Source organism: Psychrosphaera haliotis (assembly GCF_039523615.1).
GTDB classification, from domain to species: domain Bacteria; phylum Pseudomonadota; class Gammaproteobacteria; order Enterobacterales; family Alteromonadaceae; genus Psychrosphaera; species Psychrosphaera haliotis.
Map to the genome: position 1 here is coordinate 470,350 of NZ_BAAAFQ010000001.1, position 25,822 is coordinate 496,171.

Genomic DNA, 25,822 nt, shown 5'->3' on the forward strand with positions numbered 1-25,822 from the left:
CTTATTGCTGACCTAGTAAAAAGTCACTTTTTGCTTTGTAAGTATCATCATTCGCATCAAACACTTTCGCACCATCTACAAAAACCTGTTCTGCGATTGCATAAGAACTAAATGGACTTTGGTTCCAAATGACAACATCACCAGCCTTACCTTTTTCTAGTGAACCGGTTTTATTCTCGATACCTAGCGACTTAGCGGCGTTATAGGTAATCCATTTGATAGCATCCGCTTCAGTGATTTCAAAGCCGTTTTCATTCGCTCTGTACATTGATTTCGCGGCTTCTTGGTTTAAGCGTTGAATTGTTGTGCCTGAATCTGAATGTACAACAGCACATGAGTTCTTAAACGAGTCAACGACTGCCACGTTCTCTAAAATCATGTCATAGGCTTCCATTTTGAAACCCCACCAGTCTGGCCACATTGCAGCACAGTTACCATTCTCAGCTAATAAATCACCAATTTTATAGGCTTCAATTGCGTGGTGGAACGTACCAGCGTGATAATTAAACTCTTTTCCAAGGTCTATCATCATAGCCATTTCTTCAGCTTTATAGCAGTGATTGTGGATTCTAATATCACCGTCTAGTACGCCTTTTAGCGTATCTAACGTTAGGTTACGTGATGGCGCCTCAGGGTTTTTACCCGCTTCATAGTCGCGGTCGTATTTTTCCCATGCTCTTTTATATTCAGCAGCATCAGCCCAAGCTTGTCTGTAACCAGCCATGTTACCCATTCTGGTTGAAGGCGAAATGTTTTTACTGCCATAAACACGTTTAGGGTTTTCACCACACGCCATTTTTAAACCATATGGCGCGTCAGGGAATTTCATACCTTGCATAGTATGCGATGGCACGTTTTTAAGTGTAACGCCTCTACCACCAATAAGATTGGCCGAACCCGGTAATAACTGCAAAGTAGTAATACCACCGGCACGAGCTGCTTCAAAACCAGGATCTTGAGGCCAAACTGAGTGTTCTGACCATACTTCAGCCGTAACTGGAGCCGTTGCTTCATTACCATCGCTGTGAGACTCAACGCTTGGTGAAGGGTAAACGCCTAAGTGCGAATGCACATCTATAATGCCTGGAGTTACCCATTTGCCTTTACCGTCAATTACTGTCGCACTGCCGTGCTCTAAATCTGCACCAACTGCAGAAACCTTACCATTCACCAATAGGACGTCGGCATTATCAAGTCGTTCACCTGTGCCCGTTAACACCGTTGCACCCTTTATTAAGGTCGTCATTTGTGTCATTGGTTCGTATGTACTTGGATATGGATTTGGATTTATTTCAACTTTCGGATCTTGAGCTTCAATGCCTGTACAGCCGGCAATAATAGAAGAAGCAATCAAGGTCGTACTAAATGCGAGTTTACGCATGGCAGGTTCCTTTTATTGTTTTTATTCAAAAATCTGATGATTTGCATAGATATAGCATAATTATCAGATTGATGACACGAAACAACAAAAATACGATAGATCGAAGGTTTATTAAGAAGCAAAGTGTTTGTGAGCCATCTGTTTAGAGTTATTGCTAAACAATATTTAAAATAAAGCCGCGAACAAACAGTATTGGTATTGGCATTGGTATTGGTATTGGTAACGATTTTAAATTGAGAATATTTTATGGGGAATAACGTTTTGCTCTGTTTTTAGATAGTGGGGTTTATCTCAAAGCAAAAAAAGTGGCGGAACGGACGAGACTCGAACTCGCGACCCCCGGCGTGACAGGCCGGTATTCTAACCAACTGAACTACCGCTCCAACCTTTTTTGACATTATAGATGGCGGAACGGACGAGACTCGAACTCGCGACCCCCGGCGTGACAGGCCGGTATTCTAACCAACTGAACTACCGCTCCAATCTATAACATGCTGCAAACTAAGTGGCGGAACGGACGAGACTCGAACTCGCGACCCCCGGCGTGACAGGCCGGTATTCTAACCAACTGAACTACCGCTCCAGCTTAGTTTACATATTTAGCATTGCACAAGTGATGTTGGCGGAACGGACGAGACTCGAACTCGCGACCCCCGGCGTGACAGGCCGGTATTCTAACCAACTGAACTACCGCTCCGTTGCTTATCACTTGTTGTCAGCTTTGCTAAACAACGGCGCGAATATTAAAGTTTGATTGGGCAACCGTCAACACCTTTTTATAAATAAATGAATTGTTTGCTTAGTTTCTAATCATCTGGCAAAGAAAGGTCTAAAATATCATCAGAACCTTCTTGTTTTGGTGCTTTTTCAGCCGACTTTTCTTTATTTTCAGGATCCGTGTTTTTGTCTGATTTAGATTTCTTTTTGAATTTTATTAATTTAAGTGGGTTCGGTATGCTTCTTTTTAGAACAAATAACCAAATAACTAAAAAACCCACCGTTAAAATCACTAAATTCAAAGTAATAATTAGTGCAACAGGTACAGGCTCTTCTTTTACTTCTTCTACTTTATCAGCGGATGCCTCTAAATTTTCACTTAATTCCTGGTCCAAAGTATCCGTTGTTGCTTCATCACCACTCTCATTTTCAGTCATTGTCGCAGCTGGGTCTGGAATGTCCGTTGTAAATATATAAGCAGGAGGTGAAAGCACAAACTCTCTTCCTTCCTTGTCCTTACCAAACACTTCGGTTTCAACTTGGAATTGCCCGTAATCTGCCTGAAATAAACTGAGCGTTCTGTCTTGATCATTGTTTAAATGAAAAGTTTCAGTGTCTCCATTTGGAAATGTAATGACGCCTTGGAAAACAAGTTGTTCATTGTCTAAATGCGTATCGTCAACTTCAATCGTTACATAATGATACTTTTCATCGCCAACTGCGGTTTTAACCGTAAAGCTAATTGGTGCTGGCAGGACCATAATTTCAGCTTGAACCACCTCTCTAGTAAATAACTCAGCCTGAACTCTATACTTAGGTGTCCACTTACCCACTTCACTATTAAAGTCGAACTGAACGGTAAATTCACCGTCTCGAGGCCGCTCATCCAAAAGTCGGCCATCATCAAAAAACTCACCAAGTGTGTAGATACCTGCTCCAAAGTTTTCTAATTCAGCATCATTAGTTGAGTATAAATAAGCACGCAACCTTACTACGTCTCTTATGGCTGGGTCTCTAATAAGCTCCCGAGCATTAGTAACTTTTGCTTTTGCTTTTATTCGCTCTGTCTGAAATACCGATGAAGGTAAAGGCTCAACAACGAGTTGAACATCTGACAACACCAGTATTTTACTGGAGTCTTCGATTCGACCTAAGGCTTGCCAAGGACCAGGCATGGGGTTTTTTAATCGAATTAGGTCATAACTAACATCTGCATGCCAATCTACTTCCCCTGTCTCAGCAGCAGTAACATAAATTTTAGAACCATCAGGCTTAACCAGTACAACGGGCGTTGAACCTCGTTTTCTAAACAACAGGAGCAGTAGCTCATCTACTTCATAATCTATTCTAAAACGATTATTAAGAAGTTTGATCTGGTTAGTGCCCTTAAAGTTCTTAAGCATTTCTAGCGTTGGCTGTGCTTGTGCTTTTGTTGGGTCAAGGACTTTAGGTAATACAGCGCCAGGCATGGCAAATGAATTAGCAACTGGTAACATGAGCATTAATGTTAAAAAAACAAATACTCTTTTTAAGACTAAGGCATCTACCTTATTAATAATTCTCTTTTTTAATGCTGAGATGTTCGCCACAGTGGTACTCCACCCTCTTTTTCTATTATGTCTAAACGAGCCTCATGCTCAGATAGCTCGTTATTACTCGCTGCAACTATTTTCAAATGACGCATTTGAGTTTTATTTGAGCCGTCTTGATTCAACTGTTGCGCCTTTAATTGATGCGCTAAGTCCATATCAACTTGACCACCTGTCATTCGCAGGTAAACATCAGCCAAAATTTCTGAATCGAGTAACGCGCCATGCAGCATACGATGAGAGTTATCTATCTCGTAACGTCGGCATAACGCATCCAAACTGTTCTTTTGACCGGGATGTTTGTCTCTTGCCATCACTAATGTATCGACCACTGCGCAAAACTCTGCAGTTTGTGTCCAATCCTGCCATAAAATGCCAAATTCATTATCCATGTGACCGATATCAAACGGTGCATTATGAATAACAAGCTCACCGCCCCTAATATAGTCAAAAAACTCATCGGCAATATCCCTAAATAAAGGTTTGCCGCGTAAGAATTCATTTGTAATACCGTGCACCCCAATCGCTTCATCTTCTATCATGCGTTGTGGGTCAATATAAACATGGAAGTTATTACCGGTAAGACGCCTGTTTACCATTTCGATACAACCAATTTCAATAATGCGGTGCCCTGCTCTTGGGTCAATACCAGTGGTTTCTGTATCTAAAATAATTTGTCGTTTGGCCATAATTTACTGTATTCAATGATTTTGATAGTTAGAGTATACTCTGTAATTGAAAATAAAATCACCCATTAGGATCAATGAGTTTATGAAATCCGTACAACTTTTCACAGACGGTTCCTGTTTAGGAAATCCAGGACCAGGCGGATATGGCGCACTACTTATTTATAACGGCCATAAAAAAGAATTACATCAAGGTTATAAAAAGACCACCAATAATCGGATGGAGCTTTTAGCCGTTATAAAAGGTCTTGAAGCCATTAGCGAATCCTGCAAGATAGATGTGACCACAGACTCAAATTACGTCAAAGACGGTATTACCAAGTGGATTAAAAACTGGAAGAAAAATGGCTGGAAAACTGCAGCCAAGCAACCTGTAAAAAATGTAGACTTGTGGAAAGCATTAGACATCGCAGTTGCTAAACACACTATTGAATGGCATTGGGTTAAAGGTCATAGTGGTCATACTGAAAATGAAATTGTCGATGATTTAGCAAGAGCCGCAGCAGAATCAAAAGACTTATTAGAAGACAGCGGGTTTCCTGGCTAGTCTTTGCCCCCTTGTACATACATTATAAAAGCAGGCCAAACACCTGCTTTTATTTACTTATCTGGTTTTACTAAGTGAGTTACTAACAACTGCACCTACAACAATTAATAATGTCGCAACAATTATTGAAACAGTTAGCTCACTAAAGCCAAACAAATACAAAGATACCGACGCAATTACCGGTGTACCAAAGCTAATTGATGCCAACCAAGATTGATTGCCCTGTTTCATGCCAATATCCCATAAATAGAAAGCACCGCCTGTTGGCCCTATACCAATAAGTATTAGCATCGCCACTTCCGTATTTGTTAAATCCCACACGCCATTTTCAAAGAGCAAATGACACACTAACGCGATGAAGGCAACAGCTAGTGCAACCCAAGATATATCCTCTACATCACTTTTTGTTTTCGATAAAAACCAAGAGTAATTGGTCCATATAAGTGCACAACCTAACGCACAAAGATAACCGACAACCGCTAAAGCGCTTTCACCTTGGTTTGTGTCTAAACCGTCTGCAATCATTACTACCGTGCCACAAAAGCCTATAATCCCGCCTAACACAGCAAAACGTTTATTGCCCTTAGTTGCCAATAGTACACCTAATAACAAAGGCCAAAGGTAGATAATTAAGGTTGCTTCAATAGGTGGCGCAAAGCGAAGTGCTAAAAAGTAGAAAATATGAAAGCCAAACAGTCCAGTTACGCCCACCAGCCATTGAGTTCGGTCCATTGCAGGCTTTTTTATTAAAGGCTCACGCTTAATTGCTCGTTTTACATAAACTAACGAACTGGCGATAGTGAAGCAGATAAAAAGAAGTTGAAACGGTGGGATACGGTTTGTAAACACACTTAGTGCCGCCAACATACCCCACATAAAAATAGCAAAAAAGCCTAAAAACGTTGCCATCATTACCCCTAACAAAAAATGAAGAGCGCATAGTAACGGATGTAGATTAAATTACTATGCTCGTTAGACATAAAACTCAACAAACGTTGTTTAAGCCTAGTCGGAATGCAATGCCTCTATAGGGTTTAGTCTTGAAGCTTTTATCGCTGGGTAAGCTCCAAAAGAAACACCAACAATCATACATATCGCTAGCGACAAGAAGATTGCCCACATTGACCAAGTCACTGCCCACTCAGAATAAAAGCCAATCACTTCAGAAAGTAGTAGGCCAAATATAACGCCCAATACACCGCCTAGAAATGAAATAACAAAGCTTTCTGTAATAAACTGTAGCTTAATATCCTGCTTTGTTGCTCCAACCGCTCTTAATAAGCCTATTTCTTTGGTACGCTCTAATACATTGGCCAACATAATATTCATGATTCCAATGCCACCTACTAATAAAGAAATACCAGCAACACAAGCCATAACAATATTAAAAATTTGTTGCGTTTGCTCTTGTTGTGCAAGTAATTCTGATGGGATCACCAGGGTGTAATCTTCGATGTCACTATGGCGAACTGAAAGCAACTGGGAAATAGCCTTAGAAGCTAATATTGGGCTATAGCCACTTTGAATAGACACTTTAACAACATCAAGTTCACTGGCTAATCTGTCTGACGAAAACTTTTTTAGCGATGTAGATAGCGGAACGAAAATTCTGTTTCGGTCGCCACCCAGTTTAACGCCTTGGAATTCATCTTTATTTAGTGCCGGTGTTGTCAGTACACCAACGACCTGCAACCAAACATGATTAACCTTAATCAATTTTCCTATTGCATCTGCGTTAGGGAACAAAGACAACGCCGCATCAGCGCCTAAAACCGCAACTTGGCTAACCTTAGTATTGTCCTCTTTTGAGATTAATCGCCCACTTTGTACCGACAGATTAGCAAGTTCAAAATATCGCTCATTCACTCCTACTGTCTCTGATTCAGCTTTCCCATATTCGCTATACAAGGCATGGGTCTTTATAGACTTTTCAGCACTATAACCCGTTATAAAGGGCAAAGTAGATAACATGGCATCAACATCTGACATAGACAAGCCGAGTGATTCTTCACGTAACTCTTTAAGCTCTTCTTTATTATATTGCTTACCCTCAATAATTAAATTATTGACCCCCATTGAATCAATCAACTTTAGAGCTTCTTTTTCCGCACCTTCGCCAATGTTTAACATAGCAATAACGGCACCTACTCCAAAAATCATACCTAACAAAGTCAATAACGTTCTTAACTTTTGCGACACTAGTTCACTCCACGCATCGAATACTAAAGGCATTAACTTATCCATGTTTATTTTCTCCTGGAGTACTTAAGGCAATCTGATCACCTTCTTTTAGACCCGACATGACTTCTACTAAAAACAGGTTCTTTGCGCCCGTTGAAATAGGTTGTCTTTTGAATTCGCCACCCTGCTTCAGGTAAACAAAATTACCACCATCTTCGTTATGAATAGCTTGGATTGGCGCAAGTAGCTTTTGATTAAACTCTTCCACATGAATGGTGGCTGACAACTTGCGACCCGGTCTGAAAGTATCATTTCCCGCTTGGTCAATCTCCACCGTTACCTCAAAAAATTTAACAGGGTTTCCTCTTTGAATCGTTCTTGCAAAACCAGCAACTTCAACCACAGTGCCTTTGAAAGTTTTGTCTGGATAGGCATCTAACGTTAAACTGACTTTCTGGTCCTTGGCTAAGCCAATCGCTTCTTTTTCCAAGACGAAAAGTTTTGCCTGCATTTTAGACAGGTTAGGTATCTTTGCCACAGGTCTACCGGGAAATACCGATTGCCCAACAGAAGCAGATTCACCGCGCCAGTTTTTCTCGTAGACTAACAACCCATCAAAAGGCGCCCTAACTTCTAAATGGGCTAGAGCTTGTTGGTGTTGTTCTAGTTTGGATTGATGGCCATTTTTTTGTATATCTAAAACATCTACGGCACTTTGACTTTGTTCGCTGATGCTGCCCTTTTTCCAATCTAAGAACTCATCTTTTGCGCTCAAAAACTCAGTATTTTCTATTGATTCGATAATTTCCAACTGGGAGTAGATTCGCAAGTCATCAACAGAATAACTTTTCGCAAATTCAAACTCTTCACTAACAAACTCTTTTTCTGCGTCAACCTCAGTTTCAAGTTTATTTTTTTCAGTGACTTTTTTACCAATATCCTTTTCGATAAGCATCATATCTAATTGTTCATTACGTGAATCTATAGATAGTTTTTCACCATCAAACTTTACAATCAGCTCGCCCTTTTTAACTTCTTTGTATTCCTCTGCTAACCAGGCAATTGTCATTGGTTGACGGCCAGGAGAGTTAATAACTTGTGATGATGCAGCTTCTAAGTGGCCAGTTCCAGGTACATTTACGCTCAGTGTTGAAGCTTCAATGGTATAAGTCGGTATGGTTTCCTGCTCTTCTGAACAGCCCGACAACAAGAGTACCAAGCCAGGTATCAGTAATTTAATTTTTGAGCAATTCACAATTGGCCTCCTGCCATTTCAACTTTAACTTTCATGCCTGGACGCATTATCTCTGGATTAATATTTTCAATATCAATAAAAACGTCAAAAATAACTTTAGGATTTCTATAAGATTTTGTTTTATAGGATTGCCCAAGGCTAGTAATTTTGCCTACAAAAGGCATCTCAGGGTAAGCATCAAGGGTGATTTTAACGTCGTCGCCAACGTTCACCTTTGTTGTATCAGGCTCATCAAACTCAGCTTGCACCGCAATTTTATCCAATGACGGAATAGTTAAAATACGTCTACCTTGCCAGATGCTTTCACCAATAGCTGGTTTCTCCCCATCCTGCTCGGTAACATACATAACTATGCCTGCTTTACTGGCTTTAACATTAAGTAAACTGATTTCAGATTTTATGCGATCCACGTCGATAGTTAATCGGTTGATTGTTGCATCCGATACTTCCTCATTTATAGAGGTGCTTGTATAGTAACTTTTTAATCGTTGCTCGGCTTGGGCAAAAATTGCTTGCGCTATTTCGTATTGCTTAGCCTGCTTTTCTTTTTCAATACCAGAACGAGAAGCATCAACAATTTCAGCTTTGCGCTTTTCTTTGTCTCTGTTCATTTTAGCTTCTGCTCTCGCTAACTTTAAGTCTTGTAGTATCTGGGTCTGATTTAATTCACTTTGTTCTTTTTGTTTAACGGCGGCATCAAGTTGACTTTGTTTGCTCATTAAGTCATTTCTTAATTGCATAGGGTCAAAACGAACCACAGTGTCGCCTTTTTTCACGAGCGTATTTTCTTTAACAAGGTATTGAATCTTATATTGCCACATACTAGAAACACTCGGTGGCGATACTGTTGCTGATTCTTTTGAAACTAATACACCCGTTGCTGTCAGGCTTGCTGGTTTCGTAACCTCAGTAGTTACACTGACTTCAGTTCCACAACCAATGATTTGGCTCAAAAGGAATGAGGTTAATATAATTTTAATTTTATTCATCAGCGTCTCCCTCCACCACAACTTGCACACTCATGCCTGGCAATAACTCAGCATTAGGTTGCTGTTTAAATTCTAAATACATACGGTGATAGGAGCTGTTACTCCAATTTTCTCTTTTTTCAGACTGACTAGCGACAGAAACAACTCGCCCTTCAAGCTTTTGATTTGGATAGGCATCCAAACGAAGCGAGGCAACATTTCCCGCCTGTACCTTATTTACATCAATTTCGTGAACCCAAGCCTGAACCTGATACCCACCTTTACCTTGAACTAGCATGGCTTTCATTGATTGCTGTAACATGGTTCCTGCAGTAATTTTTTCACCATGCCAAGGGTGCATTGCATGCGTAACCTGACCAGTTATTTCAGCTTTTACTGAGGTTCTATCCAACGTCTGGTATTGATACGCCAGTCTCTCTTCTATTTTTGTTATTGAAATATTTTGCTTTGAAGTTTCAACATCTTGCTCTTTTTTTCTTACCAGCAATAACTGTTGTGCTTTAATCTTATTTAACAAAGCTCGCTCGAGTGCAATTTGATAACGGCCCTTGTCATACTTGCTAACATCTGTCGACGTTATGCCAGCTTCAATTCTTGCCTTTTCCACCTCTAACTCAGCAACAACTAATGCACTTTGAGCATCTGTGACGGCTTGTTCTAAATCTAACTTTTTCTTCTTTAACAGGAGCTTTTCTGATGAAAGTTGTTCTTCACTTTGTTTAATCTGAGACTTTAAAGAACCAGAATCAAACACGGCAATTAAGTCACCTTTATTCGCTATTTTTCCCTCTTCAAACATCCACTGAATTTGTACCTGCCAACGGTCCGTTCTTGGCGCAGTTACGATTTGTTTCTCCAACGAGGCTATTTCCCCAGTAATCAATACTGATTCTGCATTTGCAAATGGCAAAAGTAAAAAGGCACTAGATATTAAGGTGGTACGAACAGATTGATGAAGTTGCGTAACGTTTCGTTTGTTAAACATTATTACTCTCCATGCTAATAACTTGGCCGTCTTTCATTCTCACAACTCGTTCTGCAAATTCAGCAATGTCATCTTCGTGAGTAACCATAACTATAGTTTGCCCTTGTTTGTGCAAGTCTGTTAATAACGCCATGATTTCTTCTGACGTTTTACTATCGAGGTTACCGGTTGGTTCGTCAGCCAATACAACAGCGGGGTTATTAATTAACGCTCTTGCAATAGCGACACGTTGACGTTGTCCGCCTGACATTTCAAAAGGTTTATGATGCATACGGTGTTCAAGGCCTACCTTTTTTAAAAGGTGAACCGCACGCTCTGTGGCTTCTTCATCTGATATATTGGAGTACCTGAGCGGTAATTTCACATTACCGATGGCATCTAATTTAGGCAGTAAATGGAAGGTTTGGAAAATAAAACCAATATGTTCATTTCTTACTTTGGACAAGGCTTCGTCTGACAATGATGCAACATTTGCACCGTTTAAAAAATACTCTCCATGTGTAGGTGTATCTAAACAACCTAAAATATTCATTAACGTTGATTTACCTGAACCTGAGCTACCCATAAAGGCAACAAACTCGTTTTCTGATATTTCTAAAGACACACCATTTAATGCCTTTACAACTTCATCCCCATTTCTGAATGACTTTTCTATTTCTTTTATTTTAAGCATGACTTCCCGCTGTCAAATAAGCTCTACTATTTAACCACGTACATTAATATTATCACCTGGTAAAGTCTATGCTGACGGTCCTGCATTTCCGTCGATTAATTGTAACAGTGCGTCAATATCATCACGGAGTGAGTCTGCTAAGCGACTGTTTATTAATTTAGGTGATATAGAACCTGAGAAGTCTGTGTGCATGTAAATATTCAACTGCGTTTTATTGTCCGAACTTGCAGTGAGTTCATAAACAATATTTGAGGTTGCTCTAACGAGCTTTGATTTTTCTTTGTTATATTGCTCTGGGTTCAGATGCGGCGCTAAACTAATAACAACCTTTTTAGTTAGACCTTGAGCAGAAGCAGTATTATGTTCGGAAACTTTAGCCTCAAAAACAAAGTCTCTATCGGTAATGGGCCAGGGCATATTAACAACAGTATAAACCACTTGATGATGCTCATTTATCTTATTTAGGATCACCGACGACTTACATTTCAACTGCCACTGCCAACACCCATTCTCCCCCTGAAAATAGGGCAAAACGGAATTTAGTGGTGCATTTATCTTAACCTCTGATTTTACTTCTAAAAAACCTGAAGTTTTTGGCATTTTATTGGACCTGGCATTATCTACTGCGCTGATTGTTAACCGCGCTCTATCAGCAATATATGGCCTAGTATAAATAACCGTTTGAGGATTTTTGTATTCTAGCGCCCAATCACTTTGCTTATCTGTTGCAGCATTGACGTCAATAACGTAGCTGAAGCTAACCAGTGCCATTATGAATTGGGTTACTCTTATCTTGGTTAAGAGTGTCCTGGTTAAGAGTGCTTTCGTTAAAACAGTTTTAGTGCTCATTTCTAAACCGCCCTTTGTCGTAATTGGATACTAAAAAGCCAGTCACGGTAGGTAAACTGGCTTTTGACTTTGATTTAACATAAATAACCAAACTGATAATTGAAGGTGAACGTTTACTTAACCTTCACGTTTATCTTCAATTTAAATAAGCTATTTAACGTTGATGCGACTATTAGCTTTTATTCATTTCAGCTATTTTGCCTTTCCACATTGCAGGGCCAGTTTCATGTACATTGTTACCCGTGCTGTCTACTGCAACAGATACCGGCATGTCTTCAACTTCAAACTCATAGATGGCTTCCATACCTAAATCTTCAAAAGCGACGACTCTAGATTTCTTAATCGCTTTAGATACTAAGTATGCAGCGCCGCCTACAGCCATTAGATAAACTGAGCCATATTTGGCAATTGAATCTACCGTTGCTGGCCCACGTTCTGCCTTACCAATCATACCCATAAGGCCAGTTTCACCTAACATCAAGTCAGTAAACTTATCCATACGTGTTGCCGTTGTTGGTCCTGCAGGGCCAACTACTTCATCACCAACAGCGTCTACTGGACCAACGTAATAAATGAAGCGTCCGTTAAAGTCTACGCCTTCTGGTAGCCCTTCACCTTTATCTAACATGTCTTTAATACGTTTATGAGCAGCATCACGACCTGTTAGAATTTTACCGCTTAGTAATACTGTATCACCAGCTTTCCAAGTCGCTACTTCTTCTTTAGTAATTGTATCAATGTTAACTCGACGAACATTGTCACCCATTTCCCACGTCACTTCTGGCCAATCTTCTAATTTAGGTGGTGTTAATTGCGCCGGACCTGACCCGTCTAAATGAAAGTGAACATGACGAGTTGCTGCACAATTTGGGATCATTACTACAGGTTTAGACGCTGCGTGTGTTGGACAAGACTTAACTTTAATATCTACAACCGTTGTTAAACCACCGAGGCCTTGTGCACCAATACCTAGGTCATTCACTGCTTTAAGTAAGTCTAAACGTAGCTGTTCATCCGACGTTTCTGCACCTTTATCCATAAGATCTTGAATATCAACGGGATCCATCAATGACTCTTTTGCCATAACCGCTGCTTTTTCTGCCGTACCGCCAATACCTATGCCTAGCATGCCTGGTGGACACCAACCCGCACCCATTGTCGGTAATGTTTTTGTTACCCATTCAACAATGTCATCTGACGGGTTTAACATCGCCATTTTAGATTTATTCTCAGAACCACCGCCTTTAGCAGCAATCATAACTTCGATGCCTGTACCAGGCACCATTTCAACATGAACAACCGACGGTGTATTGTCTTTGGTGTTTTTTCTCGCACCGTTTGGATCAGCAACAATTGAAGCTCTTAATGGGTTGTCTGGGTTTAAGTAGGCTCTGCGCGTACCTTCATCCACCATTTGTTGAACTGTCATGTCCGTTTTGTCCCACTGAACACCCATGCCTATTTTCACAAAACAGGTCACTATTCCGGTATCTTGGCAAATTGGACGACGCCCTTCTGCAGACATTCTTGAGTTAATAAGAATTTGTGCCATAGCGTCTTTAGCCGCAGGGTTTTGCTCTTTATGGTAAGCCTTTTCAACAGCTTGAACATAATCTAATGGGTGGTAGTAAGACATGTATTGTAGCGAGTCTGCAATACTTTCAATTAAGTCTTGTTGGCGAATAACCGTCATAGCGACCTCTGTATTTTTGATATTATTTTGAAAACAAAACGTATGTTTATTGTCGTCGAGTTTTGTAAAGTTTCAATAAATGATCATGATTACTGAAAATTAATATTGATAATGATACTCTTCTGCTCAATTGAAACCAACATATAAACCTGCAAAATTTAAGTTAACCTTATAATTTTGTTGAATTGTTAAACAAGTTAATCAATCAAAATGTCCCAATCTGTATTTCGTAAAGCCTTATCTTTATCAAACGCTGAATTTCAGCGCGTTTTACTATGTTTACAAGAAACTCCTTCTTTTGTTTTCCTAGATAGCGCAAATAGCTCAACGGAAGGCAAAGGATTTTCACTGTGTGTCTGGAGTCCATCTGTATTACTTAAAACCTTTGGTGATGTTACTCAAATAATAAAACCTGACGGCAATGTAACAACATCTAATGAAGATCCACTGACTCTTATTGACCAATCGTTACAAGCCTATAATTTGAAGCTTGATAGTAGTCTGCCCTTTAGTGGTGGTGCCGTAGGCTTTTGGGGTTATGAATTAGGTGGTCATTTTGAGCCATTGCCAAAACCAAAACCTCATGACATTACTATCCCAGACATGGCCGTTGGCATTTACCTTTCAGGCCTAGTAATTAATCACGAAAACGGAAAAATTAACTACTTTAGTCAGTCCCTACAACCAGAAGATGATTATCAAACGCTGCTAACGATTATAGACAACAGACAGTTCGAACAAATACCTTCGCAGTCACCAAATAAAGGTTTTGCGCTTACCAATGCATGGCAATCAAACATGACGTTTTTAGATTACCAAACCAAATTTAATGCGATTCAAGCTTATTTGCAGTCTGGCGATTGTTATCAAGTAAACTTAGCACAACGCTTTTGTGCTGATTATACTGGTTCAGAGTGGCAGGCCTATTTGAAGCTAAGAGAGCAGAATAAAGCCCCCTTCTCTAGCTTTATGCGATTGGAAGAAGGTGCTATTTTAAGTGTATCGCCAGAGCGCTTTTTACAAGTAACGAACAAGCTTGTTGAAACAAAGCCAATTAAAGGTACGCGGCCTCGTGGCAAATCTATCAGTGAAGATAAGTCACTCGCCAATGAGTTATTTAATGCGACAAAAGATCGTGCTGAAAATTTAATGATTGTCGATCTTTTGAGAAACGATATTGCTAAAGTGTCTAAAGCTGGTTCGGTAAAAGTGCCTAAGTTATTTGATATAGAGAGTTATCCAGCAGTTCATCACTTAGTAAGTACGGTTACTTCGGAGCTTAAGCATAATGCCAGTTCTATTGACTTACTTCGTGGCGCGTTTCCTGGCGGTTCTATTACTGGTGCGCCAAAAATTAGGGCTATGGAAGTTATTCATGAATTGGAGCCACACCCGAGAAGTGCATATTGCGGTTCAATAGGTTATATAAAACCTAATGGTGACATGGATACAAACATCACAATTAGAACGTTAGTATGTAGTAATAATAGAATTTACTGTTGGGCTGGCGGCGGATTAGTGGCCGACTCAAAATGTGAAGACGAATATCAAGAAACCTTAGACAAGGTGAACAAAATTTTACCTACCTTAACTGAAATGACTGGATAGTAGATTTATAATGACGCCTACTGAATTTGCCTCAAGACTGTGTTTACGGCCATTTTCTGATGAAAATGAATCTGACTATGGTCGATTCGGTCCAGCGACACCGTTAAAAAGAGCTGCAGTGTTAATCCCTGTTATCAATAGGGAAAACGGTCTACACATATTGTTAACTCAACGAGCCAATCATTTAAGAAATCACCCAGGTCAAATTAGCTTTCCAGGCGGCAAACATGACGAGGTTGACGATACACTCACTGATACGGCAATAAGAGAAAGTGAAGAAGAAATAGGCCTAAATACAAGAAAAATACAGCCACTTGGTTGGTTACCTGAACTGCATACTGTTAGTCATTTTACCATGTCGCCACTTGTTGCACTTGTGGATGGCAATCAAACCTTCGTTGCTAATGAAGATGAAGTGAGCGACATATTTGAAGTACCATTAGCTTATTTAATGGCTAGAAAGCATCAATTTTATTTAACCCCTGAATGGCAAGGCAAACCTTCTAAAATCCACTTCATCCGATTTGAAAACAAACTCATCTGGGGTGCTACAGCGGCTATCTTACAAAAGCTCATCCGACATATCGAATAAGATTTTCTCATGCGTAGTATGATGTGAATATTTACAAACTACGTTACAATCTATCTATCGTTTTCTAAAGATAGAAAAATTAAATGTTAAGTGTTTTTGATATGTTCAGTATCGGCATTGGGCCGAGTAGTTCTCATACTGTTGGGCCAATGCGCGCAGCAAAACAGTTTGGAGACTTGTTAGAGTCTAAAGGATTGTTGTCACAAGTAACGTCTGTACAGACTGAGCTGTTTGGCTCATTAGGGCAAACAGGTATTGGTCATGGCTCTGGCAAAGCCGTCATTTTAGGTTTATTAGGTGATGAGCCAGAAACAATAGACCCTGACTCTGTTGCGAAAAAACTTGCTGATATTGACTCTACAGAAAAGCTAAATTTGTTAGGTCATCAGCTAATAGACTTCCCAAGTAAAAACGCCATTGTTTTTCATCGCCGTAAAACGCTGCCATTACATTCAAATGGTATGACACTAACCGCTAAATCGGGTGACGAAATACTTTTAAGCCAAACCTATTACTCAATCGGTGGCGGTTTTATTGTTAAGCATGAAGATTTTGAAATTCAAAAAGAAACGGCGGTTCAGCAAGTTGAAGAAACGCCTGTTCCTTATCCATTCTCAACAGGCGCGGATTTGTTAGCTATGTGCCAACAAGACGGTCTGAGCATTCCTGGCCTGATGATGGCAAATGAGAAAGTTTGGCTAGATGAAAAAGTAGTGAGAAAACAACTCGTAGAGCTTTGGCATGTGATGGAAGCCTGCATCGACCGTGGAATTAGAACGGAAGGTATTTTGCCTGGTGGCCTGAAAGTTAAACGTCGTGCACCTGCGTTGCATCGCAAACTGTCCAGTGAGCAATCTAGCGACCCGTTAACGGTTATGGATTGGGTTAACCTATTTGCCTTATCTGTAAATGAAGAGAATGCCGATGGTGGTCGTGTTGTTACAGCACCTACCAATGGTGCGGCCGGTATTATCCCTGCAGTATTGATGTACTACCATAAATTTGTAAAACCACTAAATGACGACCTTATCGTTCGTTACCTGTTAACAGCAGGTGCCATTGGTATCTTATACAAAAAGAACGCGTCTATTTCAGGTGCTGAAGTTGGTTGCCAAGGTGAAGTTGGTGTAGCTTGCTCAATGGCTGCTGGCGCACTAGCAGAAATTCAAGGTGCAAGCGTTGAACAAGTAGAAAACGCAGCAGAAATAGGCATGGAGCACAACCTAGGTTTGACCTGCGATCCTGTTGGTGGTTTGGTTCAAGTTCCTTGTATTGAACGAAATGCAATGGGCTCAATAAAGGCAATTAACGCTGCTAGACTCGCACTTCGCGGTAGTGGCGGACAAAAAGTATCGTTAGACAAGGTTATAAAAACCATGTGGGATACAGGTAACGACATGAAGTCTAAATACAAAGAAACAGCTCGTGGTGGTTTAGCAGTCAATATTATTGAATGTTAATTTTTACCCCCACTATGAAATCGGGTAAACTAGCGCCACGTTAGTTTGCCCTTTTTTATGCGTAATTATGAGCCTCAAACAATTATTCCCATTTTTTAGCAATAACCCTGACCTTGTCTATCTTGATAGCGCGGCCACTACTCAAAAGCCTAAACAGGTAATTGATGCCATGACGCAGTTTTATCAAGCTAACAATGTAAACGTGCACAGAGGCTCATATCAAGCAGCCCAGCATGTCACTGCTCAATATGAAGAAAGTCGCGCAAGCGTCGCTAAATTTATTGGTGCAGGCAGCTCTAGTAACATTGTTTGGACAAAAGGCACTACTGACTCAATAAACTTAGTAGCTCAAAGCTGGGCAAACCACAATCTTAAAGCAGGTGATGAAGTTGTAGTGTTAGCTTCTGAACACCACGCCAACTTTGTTCCTTGGCAACAACTGGCAATTAACAAACAATTAAAGCTGACAATTATTGAATTGTTAGAAAATGGCCAAGTCGATTTAGAACAATACGCCCACGTTATAGCAAACAAGCCTAAATTAATTGCGATTCAACACGTATCGAATGCGCTAGGAACTATATATCCAATAGCAGACATGACGCGCATGGCAAAAGAGTCAGGAGCGACCGTTTTAATTGATGGCGCACAGGCTGTTGCTCACCTTCCAGTAAATGTAGAAGAGCTAAATTGTGATTTTTACGTTTTTTCTGGTCACAAACTATATGGCCCAACGGGCATAGGTGTTCTGTATATTCACAACAGGGTCAAAAGTGGGATGCAAGCGGTAAACTTTGGCGGTGAGATGATCACAAAGGTGACGAGAACAAGCACCCAATTTAGAGAAATTCCAGCCTTATTAGAAACAGGTACTCCTAACATTGCTGGTGTTATTGGGCTAAAGGCGGCTATTGAATTTATTAGTAGTCCAAATTATCAAACACAGCATAATCAAATTGCCCTATTACATTCACAACTTGTTAATGAGCTAAAAAAGAACCGCAACATTCAGCTTTATGGTGATATGGACAATAATGTAGGCGTAGTATCTTTTACTATTACCGGTGAATCGGTGGCTGATATAGGTATGTTATTGGATCAACAAGGGATTGCCGTTCGTTGTGGACACCACTGCGCAATGCCGCTCATGGCCGCATTAGGTATTGATGGTACCGTGCGTGTGTCCCTTGGCGTTTATAATGACAGCAATGATGTTACAGCCTTTATTAAAGCACTTAACAACACCATCAGTTTATTAGATATATAAGTAGGCGAAAATGCACCAAGATATTATTGAGTTCTCCAATCAGTTTCATTTTACGTCTTCTGACATATTGGAAATACTGCTAAAAGAAAAAGGTTGGCAAAATCAATATCGACGTATCATGTTATTAGGTAAAGAACTGCCTGAACAGCCTGTTTCATTAAAGCTGGATGACAAGTTAGTTGCGGGTTGTGAAAGTAATGTGTGGTTAAACTATCAATGGGTAAATGGCCAATTAAAGCTGGCGGCCTCGTCTGACTCAAAAGTGGTAAAAGGCTTAATAACTATTATTCTTGCTGCTTATAACAACAAAGAGCAAAACCAAATATTAGACTTTAAGATAGAAAGTTATCTTGATGAACTTGGCTTATTACAACAGCTAAGTCCATCAAGAGGCAATGGCATTAAAGCCATCGTCAATAAAATATTATTGGTTGCCGAACAAGGTTCCAATTGATCTTGAAACAGCTGCCGTACGATTTGGATCTCGCAATAGGCCAAGCAAACTAGCACGTGTTGCAGGAACGGCTACTAAGTCTGCAAAAATCCCGGCAAATAACTGTTGGTTACTATGCTGCGCTACTTTATCAAAATAAAGATTTAATAACTCAGGGTCGTTTAAATAATCCCAAAAGCGACCTGCAATTATTAAATATAAGCTCTCTTCATTTAAATCTGGTTGCGCCAACAAATGACTAAGCTGTTCCTTTACCAAACCTTTTGCTTCACTGCCCGCCATACATCTTAATAAATGAAATACTTCTTCATGATCTGAAGAGTCTAATGCGATGTTCTGTTGCTCTATTAGTTTAGTGGTTAGCAATGTTGAAATTGTTGAGTGCTCCAACGTGCCACCTAATACACTTAATATCTGTACCGTTAGTTCATCTAACTTTGCTATTAGGTTACTTTCGTTGTTCGTATCTTCAATTCTAGCGGCAAAGTCAGCTATACCCTGAACCGTGAGCTCCTGCCATTTATCCGTACTAATTTCATTGTTAAAGTACGACTGAACATGCTCATAATACATAGACGCAGGTTGTTTTAACGCGACTTTCACTTTTGCATTAAAAGACGCCTGCTTATTTTGATCTGGCGTAAATGAATATGGATGGTTGTCTAATTTTTCAGATGAACTATCGTTATTGCCAACAATAGCTGAACCTAACTCTTTAATAACAATTGATATAAAGTGATCACGTTGCTGCAAATTTAATAAGCCAAGCTCGTCAACATCAAATTGTAAAAACCAAATAAATGGGTTGTTTACTTTCGCTTGTTTACTTTCTTTTTGATCCCAAAATAAAACCGCAAATCTAGCTTTTTGTTGCAATGGATAAGGGTAAGGCTTTTCACCTCGTTCCATGACGGCAAAGTCATTTTTATTAATCGATTGAATCCTTCTGCCCATATCAAAAACGCGCCAATTAGCGTCAGCTTTCGCCATTAAGTCTGCAATAGTTGGAACTGGGTTATTTGGAGTTGCCGTCGTCATTATTTATCCTTTGAATTATTTTGCCTGGCAATTATAGGGGCTCTCGCCTTTAAGTGGTATCCTTTCTGCTAAATATTCATTGAATAAACGAACAATGCGAAACATAATTTTTGATCAAACGCCTGAATTATCAATTTTATATCAAGATGAGTTTTTAGTGGCAATAAACAAACCATCGGGTTTGCTGGTTCACCGAAGTGAAATTGATAAACGTGAAACGCTATTTGCACTTCAATTAACCAGAGATCTTGTTGGCCAACATGTATTTCCGGTGCATCGTCTAGACCGACCAACTTCTGGTGTTCTTCTATTTGCATTAAGCAGTGAAGTTGCCCATGAAATAAACCAGGCGTTTATAGAAGGCTCCATTGAGAAAACTTACTTAGCCGTGGTGCGAGGACATACACCAGACTCTTTAGAAATTGACTACGCATTGAGTTACATTCACGATAAATTTGCCGACAAAGATCGCGATAAAGACTTGCCACCACAAGAAGCACAAACTCTACTTAAAACACTAGCAAAGGTTGAGCTTCCATTTCCATCGGGTCGTTATGAGTCAAGCCGTTACTCTTTAGTTGAGTTAACGCCTAAAACAGGTCGAAAGCATCAACTTAGGCGTCATATGGCACACATCAGGCATCCAATTATTGGCGATACAAATCATGGTGACGGCAAACAGAATAAATCAGCCCGAGCAAACCTTGATTTAACAAGACTGGCATTGCATGCTAAATCACTGAGTTTTAATCACCCTATTTCGAAACAAAACATTACCATTACTGCCCCCTTAGATGACGCCTTAAATCATTTAATAAATACGTGCGGTTGGGAAACAGATTTACAAGGAAAATAAATATGGCAACTGTAGCAATTATAATGGGTAGCGTTTTTGGCGCGGCTCAAACCCTGTCAGCCACGGTTCAAAATGAATTGCATGCTGCTGGTCATACAACAATATACAATAACTCGGCATTAGTTGGCGACATTCACGACGTTGATGCGTGTTTAGTTATCACTTCTACAACAGGTCAAGGTGATCTGCCTAATAATATTGAAGGTTTTTACTTTGGCGCAAGGGATACAATGCCAATGCAAAATCAAAAACCTTTTGGGGTAATTGCTCTGGGCGACTCAAGTTACCAGACATTTTGTGGTGCTGGTGAAAAAATGGAAGAGTTATTTTATGAGCTTCAAGGCATAGCTCCAATTCCTATGCTAAAAATTGATGCATGTGAAACATTAGAGCCAGAAACAAAAGCGCTACCTTGGCTTAAAGAATGGATGACACACATTCCGGCCTAAGGCATCAACAAAAAAGCCGAAAGATTTAAATCTTTCGGCTTTTATTTATGTTTTAGTAAATCAAAAATTCACAATGATTAACTGGCGTTTCCAATATTAACCGTTATTTTTTCGCTTTGGCTTTAGGCTTCGCCTTTGCTTTTGGTTTTTTGCGTTTGTCTTCCGCTGTCCATTCACCTTCAGTAAACCAAGCAGACCAACCTGTTGCCTTACCATTATCATCTTCAGTCATAACGTATTGCTGTTTGGTTTTACGACTAAATCTAACTTTGGTTTTATTACCATCTGGGTCTTGCGCTGGCGCGTCTGCTAGGTAATAGAACTTAGGACTAATCCTATCTCTAAACCTTTGAAGCTCTTCTACAAATGGTGCTCTCGTTTCTCTAGATTTAGGGAAAGTTGAAGCAGCCATAAATAAACCAGCGGCACCATCACGTAACACAAAGTAACCATCAGATTTTTCACATGGCAACTCAGGCAAGTGAGTCGGATCTTCTTTTGGAGGCGCAGCTTCACCGTTTTTAAGTAATTTACGTGTGTTCTTACATTCAGAATTAGTACAACCAAAATATTTACCAAAGCGACCAGATTTTAATTCCATATCTGATTGGCACTTATCACATTCGATAAGAGGGCCGTCATAACCTTTTAACTTGAACTCACCATTCTCAATAACAAACCCTTCACAAACGGGGTTGTTACCACAGATATGAATTTTTCGTTTTTCGTCAATTAGATAGCTATCCATTGCCGTTGAGCAAACTGGACAACGTTTCATATGACGCAACGCTTCCGCTTCTTGCTCCTCATTGGTCACGCTTTCTGCTTCGTCACCTGAGGTTAAGTTCATGGTATTTGTGCAACGCTCTTTTGGAGGTAGTGCATAACCTGAACACCCTAAGAATACACCTGTACTTGCTGTACGGATATTCATGTTACGACCACATTTACCGCACTCAATATCCGTTTCAATTGGCGTATTTTGGCGCATGCCGCCTTCATCAGACTCTTGCGACGCCACTTCTAGGTTCTCTTTGAACTCTTTATAGAATTCGTCAAGAAGCGCTTTCCATTTCAAATCACCATGCGCAACTTCATCCAATCGACCTTCCATTCTTGCTGTAAAGTCGTAGTTTAGTAAGTCTGTAAAGTTTTCAACTAAGCGATCTGTAACAATCTCGCCCATTTTTTCCGCATAAAAGCGTCGGCTTTCTAATCTTACATAACCTCTATCTTGTATTGTGCCAATAATTGACGCATACGTTGAAGGTCGGCCAATGCCTCTTTTTTCTAACTCTTTAACTAAACTGGCTTCTGAAAAACGAGCCACTGGTTTAGTAAAGTGTTGTTTCGGCATCAACTCTTTTAATGCTAACTCTTCACCCACTTTAACATCAGGTAATTCAAGGTTTTCGTCGTTTGCTTTTTTAACAGCTGGTTGAACACGTGTCCAACCATCAAACTTAAGCACACGACCTTTCGCTCGTAATTCAAAGTCTCCAGCGGTAACCGTTACGTTTGTAACGTCATATTCTGCTGGCACCATCTGACATGCAACAAATTGGTTCCAGATAAGCTCATACAAACGTACAGCATCTCGTTCCATGCCATCTAACTTATCTGACGTTAAACCAACATTTGACGGTCTAATCGCTTCGTGGGCCTCTTGAGCGCCATCTTTGCTGCCGTACATAATTGGTGATTTAGGTAAATACTTTTCACCAAATTCACTTTGAATAAACATACGACAAGCACCAACCGCCTCAGAACTAAGGTTCGTTGAGTCAGTACGCATATATGTAATATGACCAGCTTCATAAAGTCGCTGCGCCATCATCATTGTTTTCTTAACACCAAAACTTAAACGCGTACTCGCTGCTTGTTGCAAAGTTGATGTGATAAATGGTGCTGACGGTTTGCTCTTCGAAGGTTTGTCTTCACGGTTGCTAACGGTAAATGTTTGAGACTTAATGTCTTCTAAAACGGCATCCATTTGGCCTTTATTCACAGGCTTAAATGTTTTACCTTGCTGTTTAGCAACTTCTAATAAAATCGCCTGTTTGGCAACCGTCGTTGTATCCGCATGCAAACGCCAAAACTCTTCTGGAATAAACGCTTTAATTTCACGTTCTCGTTCAACAACAAGACGCACTGCTACCGATTGAACTCGACCAGCTGATAGGCCTCGAGCGATCTTTTTCCAAAGCAGTGGCGACACCATAAAGCCAACAACTCTGTCTAAGAAACGACGAGCTTGTTGCGCATTTACTCGGTCAATGTTTAATTCACCAGGTTTTGAGAACGCCTGTTGTATTGCACTTTTAGTAATCTCATTAAATACAACACGTTTAAATTTATCGTCACTTCCGCCAATAATTTCCCGCAGGTGCCATGCAATAGCTTCCCCTTCGCGGTCCAAATCCGTTGCGAGATAAACTTGGTCAGCATCTTTTGCGAGCTTTTTAAGTTCGGTCACTACCTTTTCTTTGCCTGGTAGTATTTGGTATTTAGCCGCCCAACCTTTATCAGGGTTGATGCCCATGCGTCCAACTAATGCTTCTTTGTCTTTTTTTGCTTTTAAGGCTGCCTTTTCTTCGACAGACATGCCTTTAGTTGATGTTCTTTCCGCGGCCTTCTTAGGTCCACCGGACGTGGGTAAATCACGAATATGACCAACACTAGACTTAACAACAAAATCCTTTCCGAGGTACTTGTTGATAGTTTTGGCTTTTGCTGGTGATTCTACTATTACCAGAGATTTTCCCATAATTCCTCAATCACTTATAAAACTGTTTCGCCGCTTAACTTTTAAGCCACGTGAGTGTTTTTGGTTTATTTGCGTAGTTATACTAACTTATAAGATATATATGCGATTCTATTCGACTTCAAGCATAAATCGCTATCAATTTCTTTCTTTAACTTAGATTTTTCTGCTTAACTGCGTATAATATAAACGTTTTACAGCCTCTGACAGGCAATGTTTACAAGTGTTACAGGGATTTTTGTTAGTTGCAAAATTATTTAGTTTTAATTTTGAATTTTATTTTCAATCATTCTGGAACACTGAAAAGTTGAAAAATCAGCTTTCACTATAAAAATAATAATTTTTTTTCTGAATAAAAATCTATTTGGAAATGAATATAGAGGAGTTATCAATAAATGAAGTATTTTGAAGCCAATTTCGATGGTTTAGTTGGGCCGACTCATAATTATGCTGGTCTTTCTGTTGGTAATGTAGCCTCCTTATCAAACGCAAAAGACGTATCTAATCCTAAATCTGCGGCCAAACAAGGTTTGCAAAAAATGAAAGCATTGCACGACATGGGATTAAAACAAGGCGTACTTGCTCCTCAAGAGCGCCCTGACATGAATGCATTGCGTCGCTTAGGTTTTACTGGCTCTGATGCAAATATCTTACAGCAAGCTAAACAGCATGCGCCTCAAATATTACGAGCAGTATATTCAGCGTCGAGCATGTGGACCGCTAATGCAGCGACTGTTTCACCGAGTTCAGATACTGCCGACAAAAAAGTTCATTTTACACCTGCAAACCTGACCAATAAGTTTCACCGCTCTTTAGAGCCAGAAACAAGTGGCCGAATTTTACAAGCCATGTTTGCAAACGATGAACATTTTGCTCATCACCGCCACCTGCCTGACAATGACCATTTTGGTGATGAAGGCGCTGCAAACCATACAAGATTTTGTGATGACTACGGCCAAGGTGGAATCGAAATGTTTGTGTACGGACGTTATGCGTTTGATCACAATAAACCTGCACCGGTTAAGTATCCTGCTCGCCACACATTTGAAGCCTGTACCGCAGTATCTAGGTTGCATCAGTTAAACGAATCAGGTGTTGTTTACGTTCAGCAAAATCCAGAAGTTATTGACCAAGGTGTATTCCATAACGATGTAATTGCCGTAGGTAATCAAAATGTGCTGTTTTACCATGAGCAAGCGTTTTTGAATACTGAAGAAAAACTAGCGGAGCTTAACCGCAAATATGCAGCGCAAAACAATAAAGAGATGCACTTTGTTAAAGTAGCTTCGAATCAAGTTAGCGTCGAAGAAGCAGTTAAAACTTACCTTTTCAATACTCAATTAGTTGATATCGGTAATAATGAAATGGCTATCATTGCACCAATGGAGTGTAAAGAAAGTGCGTCTGTATCGGCTTACTTAGAGCAACTTGTTAGCCAGAATACACCAATTAAGAAAGTACACTTTTTTGACGTTAAGCAAAGCATGAGAAACGGTGGCGGCCCAGCGTGTTTACGTTTACGCGTTGCGTTAAGCGAGCAAGAGCTAGCAGCGACCAATCAGCACGTGCTAATGTCAGATCAGTTATTTGCCACATTAAACAATTGGGTAGACAAACATTATCGCGATGAGTTGTCTGAAAACGACCTAATTGACCCTAGCCTAGTAATGGAATCTCGTACGGCCTTAGATGAGCTAACTCAAATATTAAACCTTGGTTCTGTTTACGACTTCCAACGTTAGTATTTTGCGAGTCTTAAAGAGAAGCGACTTCTACGTCGCTTTTTTAT

Annotated in this window: 22 protein-coding genes and 4 tRNA genes; 9 read left to right on the top strand and 17 right to left on the bottom strand. The window is 40.1% G+C overall.

The window, feature by feature from the left end; genetic code table 11:
* Position 1 precedes the first annotated feature (1 nt).
* The 7 genes from ABD009_RS02035 to dnaQ form a co-directional block, all read right to left on the bottom strand.
* Positions 2-1,381 (bottom strand): amidohydrolase, encoded by a 1,380-nt coding sequence (locus tag ABD009_RS02035; RefSeq protein ID WP_155695073.1) that lies wholly within the window; start codon positions 1,379-1,381, stop codon positions 2-4.
* Between the two features lie 306 nt (positions 1,382-1,687).
* Positions 1,688-1,764: transfer RNA gene (locus ABD009_RS02040), tRNA-Asp, on the bottom strand.
* Between the two features lie 21 nt (positions 1,765-1,785).
* A tRNA-Asp gene (locus ABD009_RS02045) sits at positions 1,786-1,862 on the bottom strand.
* Between the two features lie 25 nt (positions 1,863-1,887).
* Positions 1,888-1,964: transfer RNA gene (locus ABD009_RS02050), tRNA-Asp, on the bottom strand.
* 37 nt (positions 1,965-2,001) lie between these two features.
* Positions 2,002-2,078 (bottom strand) — tRNA-Asp (locus ABD009_RS02055).
* Between the two features lie 109 nt (positions 2,079-2,187).
* Positions 2,188-3,687 carry a TIGR03503 family protein gene (locus tag ABD009_RS02060; RefSeq protein ID WP_343822354.1) on the bottom strand — a complete coding sequence of 500 codons (1,500 nt, stop codon included), beginning with the start codon at positions 3,685-3,687 and terminating at the stop codon, positions 2,188-2,190.
* Positions 3,666-4,376, bottom strand: coding sequence for a DNA polymerase III subunit epsilon (gene dnaQ / locus ABD009_RS02065; protein WP_155695079.1), 711 nt, complete (start codon positions 4,374-4,376; stop codon positions 3,666-3,668). Before dnaQ ends, ABD009_RS02060 begins: the two co-directional genes overlap by 22 nt.
* Before the next feature lie 82 nt (positions 4,377-4,458).
* On the opposite strand from dnaQ, the gene rnhA reads away from it, so the two are divergent.
* Positions 4,459-4,920, top strand: a complete 462-nt coding sequence (gene rnhA, locus ABD009_RS02070; RefSeq protein ID WP_155695081.1) for a ribonuclease HI — start codon at positions 4,459-4,461, stop codon at positions 4,918-4,920.
* Positions 4,921-4,977: 57 nt separating this feature from the next.
* Here the strand turns inward: rnhA and ABD009_RS02075 are convergent, their stop codons facing one another.
* The 8 genes from ABD009_RS02075 to ABD009_RS02110 all read right to left on the bottom strand — a co-directional run bounded on the left by ABD009_RS02075 (position 4,978) and on the right by ABD009_RS02110 (position 13,545).
* Positions 4,978-5,832, bottom strand: coding sequence for a DMT family transporter (locus ABD009_RS02075; protein WP_343822355.1), 855 nt, complete (start codon positions 5,830-5,832; stop codon positions 4,978-4,980).
* A 93-nt stretch (positions 5,833-5,925) separates the two neighbouring features.
* Entirely contained in the window at positions 5,926-7,164 is a 1,239-nt protein-coding gene (locus tag ABD009_RS02080; RefSeq protein ID WP_343822356.1) for an ABC transporter permease, read from the bottom strand.
* Positions 7,157-8,356: an efflux RND transporter periplasmic adaptor subunit gene (locus tag ABD009_RS02085; protein ID WP_343822357.1), complete on the bottom strand. Its 1,200-nt coding sequence runs from the start codon at positions 8,354-8,356 to the stop codon at positions 7,157-7,159. The genes ABD009_RS02080 and ABD009_RS02085 overlap by 8 nt, the downstream gene beginning before the upstream one ends.
* The gene (locus ABD009_RS02090) at positions 8,353-9,345 is read right to left on the bottom strand and encodes an HlyD family secretion protein (RefSeq protein ID WP_343822358.1); all 993 of its coding nucleotides are present in this window, start codon (positions 9,343-9,345) and stop codon (positions 8,353-8,355) included. The genes ABD009_RS02085 and ABD009_RS02090 overlap by 4 nt, the downstream gene beginning before the upstream one ends.
* Positions 9,338-10,330 (bottom strand): HlyD family secretion protein, encoded by a 993-nt coding sequence (locus tag ABD009_RS02095; RefSeq protein WP_343822359.1) that lies wholly within the window; start codon positions 10,328-10,330, stop codon positions 9,338-9,340. Before ABD009_RS02095 ends, ABD009_RS02090 begins: the two co-directional genes overlap by 8 nt.
* Positions 10,323-11,003, bottom strand: a complete 681-nt coding sequence (locus ABD009_RS02100; RefSeq protein ID WP_343822360.1) for an ABC transporter ATP-binding protein — start codon at positions 11,001-11,003, stop codon at positions 10,323-10,325. The genes ABD009_RS02095 and ABD009_RS02100 overlap by 8 nt, the downstream gene beginning before the upstream one ends.
* A gap of 66 nt (positions 11,004-11,069) precedes the next feature.
* Positions 11,070-11,774, bottom strand: a complete 705-nt coding sequence (locus ABD009_RS02105; RefSeq protein WP_343822361.1) for an START domain-containing protein — start codon at positions 11,772-11,774, stop codon at positions 11,070-11,072.
* Between the two features lie 250 nt (positions 11,775-12,024).
* Positions 12,025-13,545: a fumarate hydratase gene (locus ABD009_RS02110; RefSeq protein ID WP_343822362.1), complete on the bottom strand. Its 1,521-nt coding sequence runs from the start codon at positions 13,543-13,545 to the stop codon at positions 12,025-12,027.
* Positions 13,546-13,755: 210 nt separating this feature from the next.
* On the opposite strand from ABD009_RS02110, the gene pabB reads away from it, so the two are divergent.
* From pabB to ABD009_RS02135, 5 genes are all read left to right on the top strand, one after another.
* Positions 13,756-15,153: an aminodeoxychorismate synthase component I gene (gene pabB / locus ABD009_RS02115; RefSeq protein ID WP_343822363.1), complete on the top strand. Its 1,398-nt coding sequence runs from the start codon at positions 13,756-13,758 to the stop codon at positions 15,151-15,153.
* Positions 15,154-15,163: 10 nt separating this feature from the next.
* Positions 15,164-15,745 carry a CoA pyrophosphatase gene (locus ABD009_RS02120; protein WP_343822364.1) on the top strand — a complete coding sequence of 194 codons (582 nt, stop codon included), beginning with the start codon at positions 15,164-15,166 and terminating at the stop codon, positions 15,743-15,745.
* A gap of 83 nt (positions 15,746-15,828) precedes the next feature.
* Entirely contained in the window at positions 15,829-17,205 is a 1,377-nt protein-coding gene (locus ABD009_RS02125; RefSeq protein WP_343822365.1) for an L-serine ammonia-lyase, read from the top strand.
* 67 nt (positions 17,206-17,272) lie between these two features.
* Entirely contained in the window at positions 17,273-18,472 is a 1,200-nt protein-coding gene (locus tag ABD009_RS02130) for an aminotransferase class V-fold PLP-dependent enzyme (RefSeq protein ID WP_343822366.1), read from the top strand.
* A gap of 10 nt (positions 18,473-18,482) precedes the next feature.
* Positions 18,483-18,926: a SufE family protein gene (locus tag ABD009_RS02135; protein WP_343822367.1), complete on the top strand. Its 444-nt coding sequence runs from the start codon at positions 18,483-18,485 to the stop codon at positions 18,924-18,926.
* Here ABD009_RS02135 and ABD009_RS02140 read toward each other — a convergent pair.
* Positions 18,897-19,964 carry a DUF3549 family protein gene (locus ABD009_RS02140; RefSeq protein WP_155695108.1) on the bottom strand — a complete coding sequence of 356 codons (1,068 nt, stop codon included), beginning with the start codon at positions 19,962-19,964 and terminating at the stop codon, positions 18,897-18,899. The genes ABD009_RS02135 and ABD009_RS02140 overlap by 30 nt on opposite strands.
* 94 nt (positions 19,965-20,058) lie before the next feature.
* Between ABD009_RS02140 and truC the strand changes: the two genes are divergently transcribed.
* Both truC and ABD009_RS02150 read left to right on the top strand, forming a co-directional pair.
* A complete protein-coding gene (gene truC, locus ABD009_RS02145; protein ID WP_343822368.1) occupies positions 20,059-20,820 on the top strand; it encodes a tRNA pseudouridine(65) synthase TruC in 762 nt (253 codons plus the stop codon).
* Positions 20,821-20,822: 2 nt separating this feature from the next.
* Positions 20,823-21,269: a flavodoxin domain-containing protein gene (locus tag ABD009_RS02150; RefSeq protein WP_343822369.1), complete on the top strand. Its 447-nt coding sequence runs from the start codon at positions 20,823-20,825 to the stop codon at positions 21,267-21,269.
* 103 nt (positions 21,270-21,372) lie between these two features.
* On the opposite strand, the gene topA is transcribed toward ABD009_RS02150, so the two are convergent.
* A complete protein-coding gene (topA, locus tag ABD009_RS02155; protein ID WP_343822370.1) occupies positions 21,373-24,036 on the bottom strand; it encodes a type I DNA topoisomerase in 2,664 nt (887 codons plus the stop codon).
* Between the two features lie 392 nt (positions 24,037-24,428).
* Here topA and astB point away from each other — a divergent pair, with 392 nt between their 5' ends.
* The gene (gene astB / locus ABD009_RS02160) at positions 24,429-25,775 is read left to right on the top strand and encodes an N-succinylarginine dihydrolase (RefSeq protein ID WP_343822371.1); all 1,347 of its coding nucleotides are present in this window, start codon (positions 24,429-24,431) and stop codon (positions 25,773-25,775) included.
* Positions 25,776-25,822 lie beyond the last annotated feature (47 nt).

Coding starts and splice junctions, on each gene's coding strand:
- dnaQ (WP_155695079.1), bottom strand. CDS start 4,376: ATGGCCAAACGACAAATTATTTTAGATACAGAAACCACTGGTATTGAC.
- ABD009_RS02090 (WP_343822358.1), bottom strand. CDS start 9,345: ATGAATAAAATTAAAATTATATTAACCTCATTCCTTTTGAGCCAAATC.
- ABD009_RS02120 (WP_343822364.1), top strand. CDS start 15,164: ATGACGCCTACTGAATTTGCCTCAAGACTGTGTTTACGGCCATTTTCT.
- rnhA (WP_155695081.1), top strand. CDS start 4,459: ATGAAATCCGTACAACTTTTCACAGACGGTTCCTGTTTAGGAAATCCA.
- topA (WP_343822370.1), bottom strand. CDS start 24,036: ATGGGAAAATCTCTGGTAATAGTAGAATCACCAGCAAAAGCCAAAACT.
- truC (WP_343822368.1), top strand. CDS start 20,059: ATGCGAAACATAATTTTTGATCAAACGCCTGAATTATCAATTTTATAT.
- ABD009_RS02135 (WP_343822367.1), top strand. CDS start 18,483: ATGCACCAAGATATTATTGAGTTCTCCAATCAGTTTCATTTTACGTCT.
- ABD009_RS02035 (WP_155695073.1), bottom strand. CDS start 1,381: ATGCGTAAACTCGCATTTAGTACGACCTTGATTGCTTCTTCTATTATT.
- ABD009_RS02105 (WP_343822361.1), bottom strand. CDS start 11,774: ATGGCACTGGTTAGCTTCAGCTACGTTATTGACGTCAATGCTGCAACA.
- ABD009_RS02080 (WP_343822356.1), bottom strand. CDS start 7,164: ATGGATAAGTTAATGCCTTTAGTATTCGATGCGTGGAGTGAACTAGTG.
- ABD009_RS02075 (WP_343822355.1), bottom strand. CDS start 5,832: ATGATGGCAACGTTTTTAGGCTTTTTTGCTATTTTTATGTGGGGTATG.
- ABD009_RS02150 (WP_343822369.1), top strand. CDS start 20,823: ATGGCAACTGTAGCAATTATAATGGGTAGCGTTTTTGGCGCGGCTCAA.
- pabB (WP_343822363.1), top strand. CDS start 13,756: ATGTCCCAATCTGTATTTCGTAAAGCCTTATCTTTATCAAACGCTGAA.
- ABD009_RS02100 (WP_343822360.1), bottom strand. CDS start 11,003: ATGCTTAAAATAAAAGAAATAGAAAAGTCATTCAGAAATGGGGATGAA.
- ABD009_RS02130 (WP_343822366.1), top strand. CDS start 17,273: ATGAGCCTCAAACAATTATTCCCATTTTTTAGCAATAACCCTGACCTT.
- astB (WP_343822371.1), top strand. CDS start 24,429: ATGAAGTATTTTGAAGCCAATTTCGATGGTTTAGTTGGGCCGACTCAT.
- ABD009_RS02125 (WP_343822365.1), top strand. CDS start 15,829: ATGTTAAGTGTTTTTGATATGTTCAGTATCGGCATTGGGCCGAGTAGT.
- ABD009_RS02095 (WP_343822359.1), bottom strand. CDS start 10,330: ATGTTTAACAAACGAAACGTTACGCAACTTCATCAATCTGTTCGTACC.
- ABD009_RS02110 (WP_343822362.1), bottom strand. CDS start 13,545: ATGACGGTTATTCGCCAACAAGACTTAATTGAAAGTATTGCAGACTCG.
- ABD009_RS02140 (WP_155695108.1), bottom strand. CDS start 19,964: ATGACGACGGCAACTCCAAATAACCCAGTTCCAACTATTGCAGACTTA.